A 15768-nucleotide genomic window follows, 5' to 3' on the forward strand; every position below is an offset into this window, starting at 1 on the left:
CTACATGAAAGAACATGCCAATCACCCCCTGTGTCAGGATAGTTGTCGCCTCAGTTTTTCGAATTGTTAGACAGGGGGCGGATGACAGGTTTGAGTGAAACACTATCCAGAGAAGCATAAGAAGGCAGTTGTTAGCAAGTTAGTTGAAAGCGGTTTATCATTGCGCCAGTTTTCACAGAGAGAAGGTATCAACCTTTCTACCCTGTGTAGTTGGCGAGATAAATACTTAGAGGCAGACTACAACTTGACTAAAAGTGATGACCCTAAAGACTGGTCGGCAGAACAGAAGTTCTCGTTGGTTTTAGAGACGGCCACATTGTCGGAAGTTGAATTAAGTCAATATTGTAGGGCGCATGGTCTTTATCCTGAGCAAATTCAGCAATGGAAACAGAGCTGTATCTCAGGTAATCAGACAGAAGCTCAGCAGCGTAAACAACAGGCGCAGGAGCGCAAAAGCGACAAAAAGCGCATTAAGGAGTTGGAGAAGGAACTCAAACGTAAGGATGCTGCTTTAGCTGAAACAGCGGCTTTGTTGGTGCTGAGAAAAAAGTTAAATGCCTACTGGGGGGAAGACGAGGACAGTTAACCACACTCCCGGATAGGCAATATTATGTATCATTGGTTGACGAAGCCGTTATGGCTGGAGCCAGAAAAATCAAAGCCTGTGAGGTAATTGGATTATCTCTTCGCACACTGCAACGATGGCAGGAAGCAGGCGGTATAAGTGCAGACAAAAGACCTGAGGCGAGCAGACCGCTGCCAGCAAATAAATTGACTGAAGCGGAACAGGAGGCAATTTTAGACACCTGTAATCAGGAGCGGTTTGCCAGTTTATCGCCATGCCAGATAGTCCCCATATTGGCTGATGAAGGGACTTATCTGGCTTCGGAATCCAGCTTTTACCGGGTTCTGAAAGCGAATAATCAGCTGAAACACAGAGGCAAGGCGAAACCTAAAGGGAGTATGATAAAGCCAGACGGGTTTAAAGCTAAAGCGCCCTGCGAGGTCTGGACATGGGATATTTCCTATTGTCCGTCCACGGTAATTGGTCGATTTTTCTATCTCTACATGATTATGGATATCTTCAGTCGCAAAGTGGTTGGGTGGGAAGTGCATGACAGTGAATCTGGTGAGTATGCAGCTCGCCTCCTTGAGCGCACACTGTGGTCAGAGAAGTGTGTTAATGAAGATATTATATTGCACTCTGACAACGGCAGCCCGATGAAGAGCCTGACGATGCAGGCAAAGATGATCGACATGGGAGTCATTGGCTCACGTAGTCGCCCGGGTGTCAGTAATGACAATCCCTACTCTGAATCCTTGTTTCGCACAGTAAAGTACTGTCGTCGATGGCCAAGTGAAGGCTTTAAAACACTGGAAGAAGCGAGGCTTTGGGTAAAAGAGTTTGTTCAACGGTACAACACTGAGCATCGCCATAGTCGGATCAAATTTGTCACGCCGGAACAACGACACAATGGTGAGGATAAAATGATACTAGCGAAGCGTGCAAATCTATATGCAAAAGCAAAGGGCACAAATCCTAACCGGTGGTCTGGCGACACCCGCAACTGGGATCAGATCGATGTTGTGGAACTCAATCCGGAGAGCAAAAAAGAAGCAGCTTAACGGCTTAGGCGACAACTACCTTGAAAAACGCCGATCATTTGGAATTGGACAATCCCATTCTCGTGACGCAAAACGGCAAACCAAAGTATGTCATTCAGGATGCAAAAGAATATGAAGAGCAACAACAAACGATTGCTCTGTTAAAGCTTATTAATTTGTCTGAGCGGAGTGCAAAGCAGACAGGGTTGATGGACCTGGACGATGCATTCGATGACCACTACAAACCCTTATTCTGCACCTCAAAGTGAAAGGCTTTTGGAGTTAGGGTTAACCGAATATCGACAACTCCTGGTGGACAATCATAATATTGTGTTTTTCCGGGTAGATGAATCTACTAAAACAGTGATTCTTTTATTGGTTATTGATTCGAGGCAGGATCTCAAAAGCTATTATTTGAAGTTAATTTACTGGTCTGAATAGAATTCTCTCCCATAGATACTAAAGACGATTTTCGCCGGCTTATTTTTGGCCATCACAAAAGTAGGCCTGCATCAATACGCCATATCCAGCTTAGAAGCTTTTCTTTGAGCTGCTTCTTAAAGTGGTAGAGTACCCCAGTACTGACCCAGTAAATAGTGCCTGTTGAAGGTAAAAGGAGGCTTTGCATATCTTTTGCAGATCAAAAGTGGTTTTGGGCTGATCTGACAGAAGCAATAAAAAATTTGCAAAAATCAGTCTTCTAAAACGGGCTAAAGACATTTGTGTTTATCAATCTTTTATTGGACTCGATATGCAACACAAATGTACTTATCTCACATTCGAACAACAGCTGCTTCACAGGACTCTTGCCGCACAGTTCGGGCATACCCAAAATGCCGTCATCGTAGATTTCTTTTTTGATAATCAGGGCGTTGCTTGCTCTTCCCATTGGGCGCTCCCTGATAGCAGTGGGGATTTATTGAATGAAAAGACAAATAAGGAGCTAATTCTGGAGCAAATTGAAAACCTGCTGAGATACAGGACTAATCTGGGTTTTCCGGCTTCTCAAGGAGCGCGTATCAGTTATTTCGACAATCGGGTAACGATTAACTGGCTGCATGAAAACCTGTTTGAGCAATATCCACTGATTGAATGTATTTCTTTGTTGGTCAGGGTTGTCTTCTGTGAACGAGAAGAAGAACTTGGTGTACTGAGCCAGAACTTGTCAGAAACCGCCACTATTCACTGCCAATCTCTCTGGGAACCCTATGCGTCAGTGTCAGTTATGGTTAGGCGAGAGCACGCAGCAATGCATTGCCTTTTTGATCACTTAGAAGAAGCAAAAAACAGAAATGGCGTAGTTTGTGTAAAGTCCAACGCATGGCAACAAGACGACAACAGTTACCTGCTGTTTGACGCGACATTTTGTCCGCTGGAAATAAGCGTTGAAGATTTTGAGGTAATTTTAAGTGAGGTGGCTGCATGACACGCTGTAACAAACAAGTATGCCGATATTGTTCCACCGAAGGGGTAGGATTCGAAATCGAGAGTTGTAAAACAATGCTCGATAAATTGCTGGAAAGAATTGAGTACCAGATTAAGCGTGGCTCACAATTTAAACCGACATCAGGAAGAGAGCTATTTAATCACCTAACTGGCATCGTTGAAGGTTCTAACAAACTAATCGTTATTGGTGGCAGACCCTCTTCGGCGCACTTTGCCGTGGCGGAAGCGATACTTTTTGACAGATTAGATGCCGATAAGTTATCTGCAATTGTTGGTACTGAGGTTGGGAATCAAAGTATATTGAGGCGTTATCTGGCTAAGGTGTCGGAACTACAGGCCAGTAAAATTGCATTTGGTGCATTGTCAGATTGTGAGTGGCTAAAGGTTGAAAAAACAGTTGCTCAAATAGTCAATAAAAACAATTTTTTCGCTATTTCGTGTAGCAGCGTGACAATAGATTCGCTGGTATCAGAGATTCGTAAGTTAAAAGTGCAGAAACCTGAATTAGGGCTTGTTCTGATTTCTGTCGATGATTTTATTGATTCTTTTGAGTCAGCCTGTTGCTCAGCCAATATTATGTGTTTAGGTGGCGCATTAAAACACTTGGTGAACGACTTAAATATCTCAATTGTAGTGACGGTCGGACTGTCTGATGAAATAGATAATCGTCCAAATCATCAAGCGTACCTTCACGACTTTCCTGGTCATCTAAATTTAAACCATTACGCTGATGTGGTGGCATTGTGTGAGCGTCCGGATTTATATGAAGGAGACACTGCTAAACACACTAATCTCATGAAGCTATATGTATGCAACAAGTGGGATATCAACAGTATTACCATCCCAATTAGCGAAACTATGATGCTGGAAATTGAGAACTGCCAGTATCTTACCTGATAAGTTCGGAATGCCTTTTTGTTGATTCTTTCCGATACGAGCATGGCATATTAATTATGCCCGGTAGTCCGGCTTGTCCACTATCTAATCGTGATCCAACTTACATTTAAATGAGACAACTATGGCAAGTCCGGGGTTTTGTCTGATGGCCCGAACAGTACCTTGTTGTGCTTTGACCAGTTCATGCACCAGCGCAAGCCCCATTCCCGTGCCTTGGGTACTGCGGGTGAGTTCATTCCCGCTGCGGAAAAATAATTCAAATATCTTTGCTTCCTGTCCGCTGTTAACACCTTCTCCATAGTCACGAATTTCCAGTTGCAATAGCTGCTCGATATGGGGATGGAGTCTAAAAGTAAAATCGACTTTCTGACGGCTTGGGTCTTTGATTTGGTTTTTGTCAAAAAACTTGATGGCATTGTCAGTGATATTGATGACTATTTGTGAGAACGCATCTTGCTCTACCCAAACCCCTATATTTTCGGACTTAGGAAGGTCGACAATGATACTTTGCTGAAAGCCTTGTGCGTCCATCAGCGAAGAGGTTTTAGAACGAATAAGGTCTTGCAGCAATGCCAGTTTGGTATATTCAGCTGCAACTTTTTGCTGCTGATTACTGAGGTTAGATAGCTGCAGTATATTGTTGATCAGACGCGTTAACCGCTCACTCTCTGTAAAGATGAAGGCGAAGTAATCTTGTTGATGTTGCTTTGAAATCACAGTGCCTTGTTGCAGCATTTCTGCATACATACGAATTGCCGTCAGCGGGGTTTTTAACTCATGACTGACAGCTGAAACAAAATTCATCCTTTGTTCAGCTAGCGCTAATTGCTTTACGCCCAAACGATAAAAGCCATAACAGGCTGCCAGCACAATAACGATCAACATCAAAACAAAGACACCGCTATATAGCATTGTTTTTGTCATGGGAATTTTGCTGGTGGATACCGTTACCTGATAACCGCTAAAAGGTGTAGCAAGCTGGGCGCTGGAAATAATCTGCTGTTGCCAATGATCTGAAATCTGAGCTTTCAGGCTGACGTTAGCCTGGCCATCGGGGGCATTTTCGTAGAGAAAGTGTTCAACATGCCCGGAGTTCCTGGTGTCTTGCAATGTAATTAACACCGGGCTGTCAAAGCGTCGCCTTTCCAACATCCCTAAAAAAGCGCTCTGCATATAGGGTTTCCGCTCTACCAGATAGCCTTGCAAGCGTTTTTGTTGCCCAAGGGAGATAACCCTGTAAAAAACATAATACTCTGGAATATCAAAGATGATGTCGAATAATTCATCCTCCTGCTGCAGGCCTTGTTGCAGTAGCTCCGAAATGAGCTTCGATTGAGACAGAATTTGATAGTTATTGAACGCCACTTTTTGACGTGCAGTTAGCTCACTTGTACTTTGGTGTTCGCTTTGGTCGAAGGTGTTTTCTGTAATACCTGCATCATCACGCCCCCAGGACACTTGATAAACCGGACTATTAAATTGACCGTCTGATCCGTACTGAAAATAACCCACTAAGCCACCAATATATCTGGCCTCTCCCAATTGTTGGATATCTAAACTGGAGAGCGGTGAAACCACCCGTTCCATTTGTTGGTTCAAAGGGTTATAGGTTGTCTGATAATAATCGAAAGCCGTTGCTGGCAGGTTGTTCGACAAGGTGAGTCTTTTATAAAACTTTCTGTTGGCGGCGATAACCAGGGCGTTTGACTCGTTCTCATAACTGGCTATCGCGTCTTTTTCCAGTTGCTGATAGCCCAAAAATAACAGGATCCCTAGTGGCACTATTAAAATGAGTGTGAATCCCAATGCCAGTCTGCGCAACATACGCAAACGATGGGAATAGCTGAGCAAAGGCTGATTAAAAAACTGCATCAATCGGCGTAAAGTTGATAACCCTTGCCACGGTGAGTTATCAGGTGTTTGGGTGATTTGGGATCAGCCTCAATTTTCTTGCGGATTTTAGCGATGTGTATATCCACTGTGCGAGTATCCATTTCAGACGTGATTTTATAACCCCAAACTTGCCTGAGTAACTCATCCCGGGAAACGGGTTTATGTTGGTGTTTTAAGTAATTTATGATGTCTACTTCAAGGCGTGTATATTTTGTCTCCGATTGGTAAGATGAACCTGTTAAGGTTTTAGTGAAGATGACAACATCGTCACTGATAGCCAGCTTATTATCGGTACCTGTCCAACCTGAACGCCGCACCAGGGCGTTAACACGTAAAACCAGTTCAGAGGTTGAGAAGGGCTTAGCAACATAGTCATCAGCACCTAAAGTCAAACCGTTAATGATGTCCGCTTCAGTATTTTTGGCGGTTAAGATGATAACAGGTTGAGTTAGCGAATTTTTTCTGATGGCATTGCAGATTTCAAAACCATTTAATGTTGGCAACATCACATCCAGGATCACACAGGCGTAAGGGTTCTCCAGCGCGCGAGACAATCCCAGTTGGCCATCAGTTTCGCTCTCCACTTCATAGCCGTGAAAAACAAACAAATCCGTCAGTCCCCGCAGAATGCTCGGTTCATCTTCAACTATCAGAAGCTTGGGTTTAGTGCTCACTAGATTCCTTCTGTGATTAATTTGGCTGATTAAAATCCTGACTATATCAATTATCAACAGTGCTGCATGTAAACTTTTGTAAATTTCACGTCCCCAATTTTTACATAACAAGCCTGTTACAACGACCAATGTGTCTCCAGACTGGACCAGAAAAATAGCCTTAAAAATAGGAGCTAATGAAAATGCCAGTACGGAGATTATTGATGTTCGTAAAACAACTAACTTGCTTAAAAAAGACAACTTGCCTGCTACTTTTCTGTTGCATTCTCCCCAGTGCCTGGGCAGGAGAAACCGAACAGTTTGTCGCTAAGCTGAAAGCCCACTATGAAGATACTCTGTCCATTGCTGCTTTTACCCTCAAATACCACTTTTTAAATCGCCAATACCGGGTGCTTAACTATTGGGATTTTCAAGCCCCAAACCTCCATATGTCGCAAAGGGTGGTAGAGGTAGATTTGGAAAATAGGCACTTTTACGACAACGATGTGCTTTACTACGCCGGGGGCAGGCTGTTTGACAGAGTTCAATTCCAAAACGATAACGAAAGCCTTTTTTATGAAAAGAGCGCTACGGTATTAGGACGGCAGGTTTTCCGATTGGATATGGATAATTTCGACATATTCAAAGGCCATATGCTCACCAATATAGACTTTCTGGTGGTAAGACCCATATTTGAAGAGCCTAACATTGAAGACAATATGTCTCTTGTAAGGCACAAAGAGTCAGATAGCACCACACTAGTCCACAAAATAGCGGGTGATAATGCCGTTGAATATAAGTTTCGCAATAATCCAATCCAGCTGGTTTCAATTAATCACGGTCCGCTAGGCGGCGTTTTTTACTACGATGACTACCAGACAACTCGAGGCTTTACCTTTGCCCGTAAACTGGTGAAGTATTACGGTGGAGAGAGCAAACCCACCTACATAAAATACATTGATCACTTTGCTGAAATTGCTCAGGTTGAGCCATCCAGACTAAAGGTGCCAGATGGTTATGGGCCAGAATACCAAAGAGGAGACGGCATTCTGGTGGCAAAAGAGATTGCCAAAGATCTATATCTTGTGACTGATTCATCTGCCGCCCGCAATAGTTTGCTCAAAATTGTTGGCGACAAAATAATGCTATTTGGTGCCGCTGTTAGCCAGCAGGTAGCAGAGAAAACGCTGAAACTGATCGAAGAGCAATTTCCACAAAAGAAAGTCGAGTCAATTTATGTTACTCATCCGCACATCAACCAGGTTGGCGGCCTCAATGTCTTTGCTGCACATGGAATAGAAATCCTTGCTGACGAATATACGATAAGTGGTATTAAAGCTTATCCCGGTTTTGCAGGTGATATTTCCAAATTTAAGTTTCGAACAATTGCACATGGAGAAATCATTGCTGGCGCGACGTTTTACGTATTGGAAAATATGCACTCTAAACGCCAGGGGTTTGTGCATTTCAAAGACAAGGATATTATTTTCCAGTCCCATTTTATGCATACGCCGTCTGACAACACGATTACCGAAATTGTGCCCAGCTACACCAAGACCTTTATCGACTTTATTCGAAGTGAGAAGCTGAATTTCAGCCGTATTGTAGGAAATTACCGAAATAATAATATTTCAGTAGACGTGGTAAACAAAACCTATGAAGCTCATCTTTGATTAATAGCATCCATAAAATTTCCCCGCTTCTTTTCAGCTTTTTGCCTGAAAATGAAGGGGGCAATTTTTGAAGACTCGAGGATTAAGATTTCGAGTAAAGCCGCCGGCGGATACCAGGTTAGGAGTGATGGCTCATTGCTATTCACGATTTCACAAGGGGGCTTTACCCTTGCACTGGGGTCTAAAGTGCTGATTCAGAAACGCTAAAACCTGTGGGTGATAATCGTTTTGAGGCTGAAAGTGATTGCCGTTTGGGACGATCAGATGCTGAAAGGGAAAAGCAAAGTTTTTATGCTGTAGTCGTTGAACCACTTCTGTGGACATTTCAGCAGAGGGCCATACGTGATCTTTTTCTCCAGAAATAAGCAGAACAGGGCCATTGATTTTTTCCACTGCAATGATGGCTGATGCCACCTGTTCTGTATCTTCCAGTGCAATCTCGTGGGCACGTCGAAAATCTCCCATCAGCATGGGAAGGATAGCTTTCTTGGGTAATTGTATAAAAGGTACGGGCTGGTGGTTAAAGTAATAGGATGCAGTTCGGCCATCTGCAGCAATTGAGGTGCTGTTAAATGACACATGGCTGCCAGCCAGTGATACGACCGTATTGATTTGCGGATATCTGGAGGCCAGCAAAAGGGCCAATTCTGCGCCTTTTGAGCCACCAATAAGCGCAGTACACGAGGCGTCAATGTTCGGATGCTGCTGAGCGTGTTGGATGGCCTGGTATATGCCATTTAACGAAATTCTGTCTAGCTCAGCAGGAATACCCGGCATGCCGAAGTAACCCACCGCCAGAATGGCATACCCTGCATCAATGTAAAACTGTCGCTCGCTAGTATTCTGGGCTTTGGTGAGACTATTACCACCTTCGCTGCCCCCGAAGTAAACGATTAATGGCCGCTTTTCGCCATCAGTTGTTAATAACTTTGCATTTACCTGACCATAATGCTCAGGGAGCTGGTTCACATCAAACATCGCTTGAATGGCGAAAACGTAGCCAATGACTGTCAGGAGCAATATCAACAAACCCGCTAACGTGTATTTTAAAACTTTCATGACCACCTGGCGTTTCCTTTTTTACAACCTTTTGAAATCAGCGTGGCACTCTAAGCAACCACGGCGGCGATATTAAGTGACTTTTGTAATATTCTGCGTGCGAGATCTTGTTTTTGCCCATTCACTTTTAAGCGCAAAGTAACAATTAGCAGGCTCATTTTATTAATCAATTGGTGAATAAGCGGAACGCAATATGCGTATATTGTCGTCAAATGGTGCGAGGGGGACTTCTGGATCTGAGTTTGAGAATGATGTTTCTAAGCAGCAACAACTGGAAATTTTGATAGGGCAGGGGTAAAGGCTTCCATTAATCATCCTATGGTCAAGCTTGCAACAAATTTGCACTGGATAAGTTTGCTGCAGCAACCAAAGAAATCGATGGCAAGCTATTAGTTATCCAGGCTCGCCGATGGACGTTTGCGTCCCTTATTTGCCTGGACCATATTCTGGTGGGCTATCGAAGTTGCCCGATTGTTATTCTTGTAAAAACAAACTAATTTGTTGTTCAGGAGTTAAAAAACTCCAGGCGATTAACCGGCTGATCTTTTGTCCTTGTGACATTTTCACCACTTTAATTTGCGTTACGCTGGCCTTTTTCAGGGCGAGCTTAATTTTACTTATATTGTCTTTTTTAGACACTAGTGACGTAAACCAGGCCACTTGCTGACTGTAGTCTCGGCTTTCTTTGATCATCTTGCGTATGAAGGCCAGCTCTCCGCCTTTACACCAAAGTTCATTAGATCGTCCCGCAAAATTAAGAGAAGGTGCTCCGCTTTTTTGCTTCTGTTCGCCTTTGCCCAGGTTCTGCCATTTTCTCTCACTACCCAGGGCTGCTTGTTCCGCTGAGTCATGGAAAGGCGGGTTACACAGGGTTAAATGAAACTTTTCATTTTCTTTGATTACACCGTGGAAAATATGATTTGACTGCTTTTGATGACGTAATTCAATGGCCTTAGGCAAGCCCTTGTTAGCATTTACTATCTGCTTCGCAATTTTGATAGATTGGTTGTCGATATCTGTCGCAACAAAACGCCAGCCATAACTTTTATTGCCAAGCAACGGATAAATGCAGCTTGCACCCGTCCCGATATCTAACACATTGACTTCGTTGTGTTGAATATCGCCTGGAAAAGTAGAGTGCAGCAGATCCGCTAAGTAATGAATATAATCGACCCTTCCGGGTATAGGAGGGCACAAAAAGCCTTCAGGTATATCCCAATGAACAATGTCGTAAGCATCTTTGAGCAGCGCTTTATTGAGTAGCTTAACTGCCATAGGGTTAGCAAAATCCACCGTTTTTTTGCCATGTCTATTGACAATAAAGCGGTCTAACTCAGGAACAGCTTTGCATAGTTGGTCAAAGTTGTAGTCTTGATTGTGTTTGTTTCTGGGATGGAGATTGGTTTTGCTATTCACAACAGTTCAGATCAATATCGGTCGGATTATCACAGTAATTTGCTAAACAAGGAGCAAGTTTACGTATTAAAGAGTGCTTTTCGTAAAGTCCTTCCAGGATAACAGGACCGATTCAAAGTCTTGTAATCCGCAGCCTGCGATGACGTTGCTGCACCATTCTGCGCCTTCTGGTAGGCCCTCTTCAGTGTCTTCTGAATAGGCATGAGAACGTACTTCCACTTCTTCAGAGGACAAAAGCAAATCACAATTTTTGCCTGTTAACTTGAATTCTTGTATTTGCCTGTCATGCAGTTTTTGTATGGTATTTATTAGATTGGTAATCTTGGTTTGGTCGTCACGCAACTCTTCCGAGAACCAATATCCGAAGGCCTCGCCACCCATTTCAAATGTTGCGCTAGGGTATTTGGAGAAACGCTTTGTAAATTGATATTCCACCTATTTTTGGCCTCTGCTTCGGGTGTGCTATTGCTTAATTAATGTCGCTCTAATTACGGTGGACGATTATATCAAACTAAGTTGAGTATAGGTGCTGATTCTCGTTGTGTAATTCCCTCAAACACCAGGAGCGGTTATTAGTAGAAAATTCCATAAAACTAAAGATAAGGAGTTTTCTATGCGTGAATTCTACAAAAACTGCTGTTTAAAATGAGGGGATTAAATTACACTCCGCGTCTTGGTTGTGGTTGAAAAACAAACGAACTTGATGTTCATCCATTTCAGTTTGTTTTTTAGGAAGGGGGTTGGTCTTATTTCAGTTGGGTAGCGGCTAATTAGTCAGTTGGCCTGGTGCTCATCGCAAAGACGACATTTGAACCTCATTAAATATGGTTAAGGAATTATGGCTATGTCTCGCTTGACGTTACGTCTATTACTCTCAGTTTTCTTTTTAACTCTGTCTTCGTCAATCTACGCTGAAGTTTGTGCAAACTCTAGTTCAGGTAGTGCTGGTTATAGTTTGCTTTGGTCCTCACAATCTCTGGGGTCTGGTCTTGGGGCGAGTGGTTTTAGCCGTTCTGATGCTAATGATAATGGCGTGCCCGAAATCATTTTTGGCACCGGCAGTGGCTATGGAGGAAATACCAGCTTTGCTGCTGCAGAATATAATATCAACACAGGCGAATATGACATTCTTTGTCAGTCCAAAAGGTATTCGGCTGGAATTAGCGACATTACAGATTTTTCCAATAGCTCGATATTGCATGGCACGTTGCTGGCTGACGGCGATGGTGTTATTGAGGTAATAGATCACACAATTAATGCGCGAGTTCAACAGATTACTCTGGGAATCTCTGTCAATGACCTGGCGGTAGGGGACGTAGATAATGATGGTGAACCTGAAATAGTAGCTCTTACTAATAACGACTTAAGAATATATAGCGCGGAAACCTATAGCTTTGAACGTTCAATCGACTACACGGCGACCTCCTTTACCTTTGGCAAGTTTAGCCAGGCTGACAATTTAGAGATTGCACTGAACTCTGGTTATGTACTTTCAATATCAGGAGAAGATGTTTCTGTAGTGTGGGATTACAGTAACGTTGGTTTTTCGAATCAGTTTGTAGCCAGCGGCGATATTGATAATGACGGTTTGGACGAGATAGTGGGGGCCGATTCCTGGTACGGACTGCGAACGTTTAATGCCGACGATCAGGGAATTTTATGGGAGCATACGGCCGATCTTGATATTGATGCTCTTCAGGTTTTTGATACCGACGGTGACGGTATTCCTGAGGTGGTTTATGGGGATGGTCAATGGGGAAGTCTCCATATTCTGGAAAATGGAGACGGTTCCTTCAAATCTTCTATTAGCAATCCTGAGCATGGCGTAACAGATATATTGGTTGGCGATCTGGATAATGATGATTCCATTGAAGTACTCTGGGGTTCCGGGCATTCATCTAGCGGCCCTGATTATCTCTTTGTTCATGATCTTCAGTCAGACACCAGAGAATGGCAAAGCGGTGATGGTTCAAGTGGTCCCTATTGGTCTGTGGCATTTGGGAACATCAATAACGACGGTATTACAGATAGTGTCAATATCTCTGCCACAAGCCAGTCTGGTGATGGGATAGCGACAGCGATTGACGGAGATACTGGTGAAGTGATTTGGAGCACATCCAGTAATACCTTTAATGGATTCACATGGACAGGCATCCACGATGCCGTCATCGCTGATCTGGACGGTGATAACGTCAATGAAGTATTGGTGGCAACAGACAGGCTTTATGACGGTCGTATTTTCATTCTCGACGCCTCAGATGGAAGCTTAAAAAATGAGCTTAGCTTTGAAGATGGCGCTCCGATTTATTCCATTGCAGTAACTGATTATGACAATGACGGTGATCTCGAAATTTTAGCCGGTAGTGGCAAGGAACATACGGGGGCCAATGGAATTTATGTTTATATCATTGATGCTGCAACGCTTGAGTGGGAGTCTACATTACCTAATTTGGGCAATTCATGGACTGATCTTTGGGTCATTGAGCCATTTGATATCGATGGCGATGGTACGCAAGAAATTATCGCACTTCATGATGAAACTTACATAATTGATCCGGACAACAACGGCCTGATTGCAACTGGAACGCAGTATTCAGCTGTAGCAATAACAACTGACGTGTATACAGGGGACAAAATTGCCTATCTGACTAGCTCTGGCGGCTTATATCGACTTCAGTCCGATGGCTCTGGCAACAAGATAGATGATATTTGCGACGGAACTGTTAATGCTCTGGAGCCTATTTCGGCGGTCTCGTTGGCATTTACCTGCGAAGGAAGATTGGCTGCTTATGATGTTGTTGGGCAGCAAGTTAGCTGGATCACCGAAGACACTGATGACTCATATTTTGGCCTGTTTGACCGTCTTGAGGTGGCGAGCGTTAATGGAAAAACCCAAATATTAGTCGGCGGTCAGCTGGTAAGATTATATAGTCAAACCGAAGTGCAGGTAGGTGATGCTCCCGTCGCCATTGCCGCTGAGTTTTCGGGGCATTTTAGAGAGAGGATAGAAGGCACGCTTGGTGCGGAGTACACCGGATCTGCTGAATTATCCTTTGGGATCTACAGGCAGCCTCAATACGGAAGTGTGGAAATCACTAATCCTGCAACTGGTGAATTTGTTTATACACCCAATGGTAGTTATACCGGTAGCCTAGATTTCGCTTATTATATTAGCGACGGGAATTCAGCTTCAAATTTGGCTACAGTCGCTATTGAGTTGACTAACTCTTTACCTGAAGGAGAAAGTCAACAATTGGAGGTACATTGGAATACTTTGTATTTTGGTGAGCTTGCGGGCCTGGACGCTAACAACGATGTTATCTCTTTTGAAATTGTCTCCCAGCCTTCCACTGGAGTACTTACACTACTCAATGAATCTACTGGTGAGTATACCTACATTAATAACTCATCCAGTGTTTCGGCAACATCTTTCCAATATCGCATCTTTGATGGCGGTGGTTATTCTGCCAATTACACAGTTTCTCTAAATCTGTTCAATACGTTACCTGTTGCGCCTGATTATGATTTAACTACTTACTTTTCTGTAGACATTTCCACTTTGTTGACCGGCACAGATGCTGATGGTGACACTTTAAGCTATGAATTGCTGGATCTCACTGAAATAGGGACTGCCACCATGACTGCTTCGGGATTGTTTACTTATGAAGTGCATGGCGATGATTATTACACCACGACAATGCAATATCGCACATTTGATGGCAGAGATTGGTCTTTACCCGGTTCGATTAATGTCAATGTTATAGGCGAATTTTCACCTGTTTATCTGAACTCTGTAAGCGCCGATTCTTATTTTGGTTTTGGACCTTTAACGGTGAATTTTAATGTCGATGCATCTGGTGGCATGGGGGCTTATGTTTATTCATGGGACTTCGGGGATGGCACAACCAGTAGTGAGCCTCAGACATCTCATATTTATGAGGAAGAGGGCGTCTATTTGGTAAACGTAAGAGTGGAAGACGCAATGGACCCCTCTAATTTTACCCTGGGCTATATCACCATCATTGTATTTGCTGATGGCACTATTATCTCCCCTGATCCTGATGTTTCTCCAACAGGAAGATATGTTCCGTTTGACTTTGATGGGGACAAAAAAGCTGATGTTGTTATCAGAAATGCCCAAAGCTTTACGCAATTTTCCATGAACAGTCGAGACGGAAGTCTTTCTTCAATTGTGTTTGGGCAAGACTCCGGCGATATTCCTGTTTCGGGGGACTTTGATGGAGATGGTATTGCGGATGTTGCGGTAAGAAGACCATCCACTCAATACTGGTATATACGAAACTCATCAGGTACAGACCTTATTAGCCAAAATGAAGATGGCGTTTCAAGAATAAAATTTGGCGGAGAGCCTGATGACATCCCTGTATTGGCCGATTTCGACGGTGATGGCATTACAGATATTGCAGTGCGCAGACCCTCGACGCAATTCTGGTACATTCGCAACTCCTCAGGGATAGATGAATTGACAAACAATGACGATGGTATTACGCGGATAAGGTTTGGCAATCAGGAAGGCGATATTCCTGTTGTGGCTGATTATGACGGTGATGGAAAAGCCGACCTGGCCGTAAGGCGTCCTGAAACTCAGATGTGGTACATTCGCAATTCAACAGGAAATGATGAAATTTCAGGATTTGAAGATGGTATCTCCAGAGTTCGCTTTGGCTCTCAAGAAGCAGACATTCCGGTTCCCGCTGATTATGATGGCGATAGTAAGGCCGATATTGCTGTAAGAAGAGCATCCAACCAATATTGGTATATTTTGAATTCATCTGGAAGTAATTACAATTCAGCACGGCAGGATGGCATTCAGAGAGTTCAATTCGGTAAACATGAGGACGACATCCCGATTGTGGCAGACTATGACGGCGATGGTATTGTGGACCTGGCGGTCAGACGTCCATCAAATCAGTATCAATATATTCTGGGTAGCAAAGACAGTCAGATTGAACGCATTCATTTTGATAGTAACGCCAATGATATTCCTGTCGCTGCACCCATTTTAACCCGCATGTTAATGGTGGAAAAATAAGCACTTATACTCAGTTGCCCATTACACGAATCTTACGCCAGACGTAAGTTTCGTGGCATTGTATCGTCAGTTA

Annotated in this window: 11 protein-coding genes; 6 read left to right on the forward strand and 5 right to left on the reverse strand. The window is 43.5% G+C overall.

Translation table 11 applies throughout. From position 1 onward, the window contains the following. The first annotated feature begins 94 nt into the window (after positions 1-94). The 4 genes from ACXAD8_RS17545 (at position 95) to ACXAD8_RS17560 (ending at position 3948) form a co-directional block, all read left to right on the forward strand. Positions 95-1626 (forward strand): IS3 family transposase gene (locus ACXAD8_RS17545; protein ID WP_475231279.1). Its coding sequence is split into 2 segments (ribosomal slippage): positions 95-557 and positions 557-1626, totalling 1533 coding nucleotides; the frame shifts between segments, so codons are not numbered across the junction. Positions 1627-1646: 20 nt separating this feature from the next. Further along, a complete protein-coding gene (locus ACXAD8_RS17550) occupies positions 1647-1874 on the forward strand; it encodes a type II toxin-antitoxin system prevent-host-death family antitoxin (RefSeq protein ID WP_475231280.1) in 228 nt (75 codons plus the stop codon). A gap of 482 nt (positions 1875-2356) precedes the next feature. Beyond that, entirely contained in the window at positions 2357-3031 is a 675-nt protein-coding gene (locus tag ACXAD8_RS17555; protein WP_475231281.1) for a hypothetical protein, read from the forward strand. A gap of 74 nt (positions 3032-3105) precedes the next feature. Then, positions 3106-3948 (forward strand): DnaB-like helicase C-terminal domain-containing protein, encoded by an 843-nt coding sequence (locus tag ACXAD8_RS17560; RefSeq protein ID WP_475231282.1) that lies wholly within the window; start codon positions 3106-3108, stop codon positions 3946-3948. 84 nt (positions 3949-4032) lie between these two features. Here ACXAD8_RS17560 and ACXAD8_RS17565 read toward each other — a convergent pair whose 3' ends face one another. Beyond that, on the reverse strand, positions 4033-5820 hold the full coding sequence (locus ACXAD8_RS17565) for a sensor histidine kinase (RefSeq protein ID WP_475231283.1): 1788 nt from the start codon (positions 5818-5820) through the stop codon (positions 4033-4035). After that, entirely contained in the window at positions 5820-6515 is a 696-nt protein-coding gene (locus tag ACXAD8_RS17570; protein ID WP_475231284.1) for a response regulator transcription factor, read from the reverse strand. The genes ACXAD8_RS17565 and ACXAD8_RS17570 overlap by 1 nt, the downstream gene beginning before the upstream one ends. 203 nt (positions 6516-6718) lie before the next feature. On the opposite strand from ACXAD8_RS17570, the gene ACXAD8_RS17575 reads away from it, so the two are divergent. Further along, complete coding sequence (locus tag ACXAD8_RS17575; protein WP_475231285.1) at positions 6719-8167, forward strand: MBL fold metallo-hydrolase; 1449 nt, start codon at positions 6719-6721, stop codon at positions 8165-8167. 150 nt (positions 8168-8317) lie between these two features. Here ACXAD8_RS17575 and ACXAD8_RS17580 read toward each other — a convergent pair whose 3' ends face one another. From ACXAD8_RS17580 to ACXAD8_RS17590, 3 genes are all read right to left on the reverse strand, one after another. Further along, complete coding sequence (locus tag ACXAD8_RS17580; protein WP_475231286.1) at positions 8318-9226, reverse strand: acyl-CoA thioester hydrolase/BAAT C-terminal domain-containing protein; 909 nt, start codon at positions 9224-9226, stop codon at positions 8318-8320. Positions 9227-9700: 474 nt separating this feature from the next. Beyond that, positions 9701-10642 carry a 23S rRNA (adenine(1618)-N(6))-methyltransferase RlmF gene (gene rlmF, locus ACXAD8_RS17585; protein ID WP_475231287.1) on the reverse strand — a complete coding sequence of 314 codons (942 nt, stop codon included), beginning with the start codon at positions 10640-10642 and terminating at the stop codon, positions 9701-9703. A gap of 66 nt (positions 10643-10708) precedes the next feature. Then, the gene (locus ACXAD8_RS17590; protein ID WP_475231288.1) at positions 10709-11077 is read right to left on the reverse strand and encodes a YacL family protein; all 369 of its coding nucleotides are present in this window, start codon (positions 11075-11077) and stop codon (positions 10709-10711) included. 409 nt (positions 11078-11486) lie between these two features. Between ACXAD8_RS17590 and ACXAD8_RS17595 the strand changes: the two genes are divergently transcribed. Beyond that, entirely contained in the window at positions 11487-15695 is a 4209-nt protein-coding gene (locus ACXAD8_RS17595; RefSeq protein WP_475231289.1) for an FG-GAP-like repeat-containing protein, read from the forward strand. The last annotated feature ends 73 nt before the right edge of the window (positions 15696-15768 follow it).

It is taken from the genome of Planctobacterium sp. AWH2_060 (assembly GCF_056158425.1).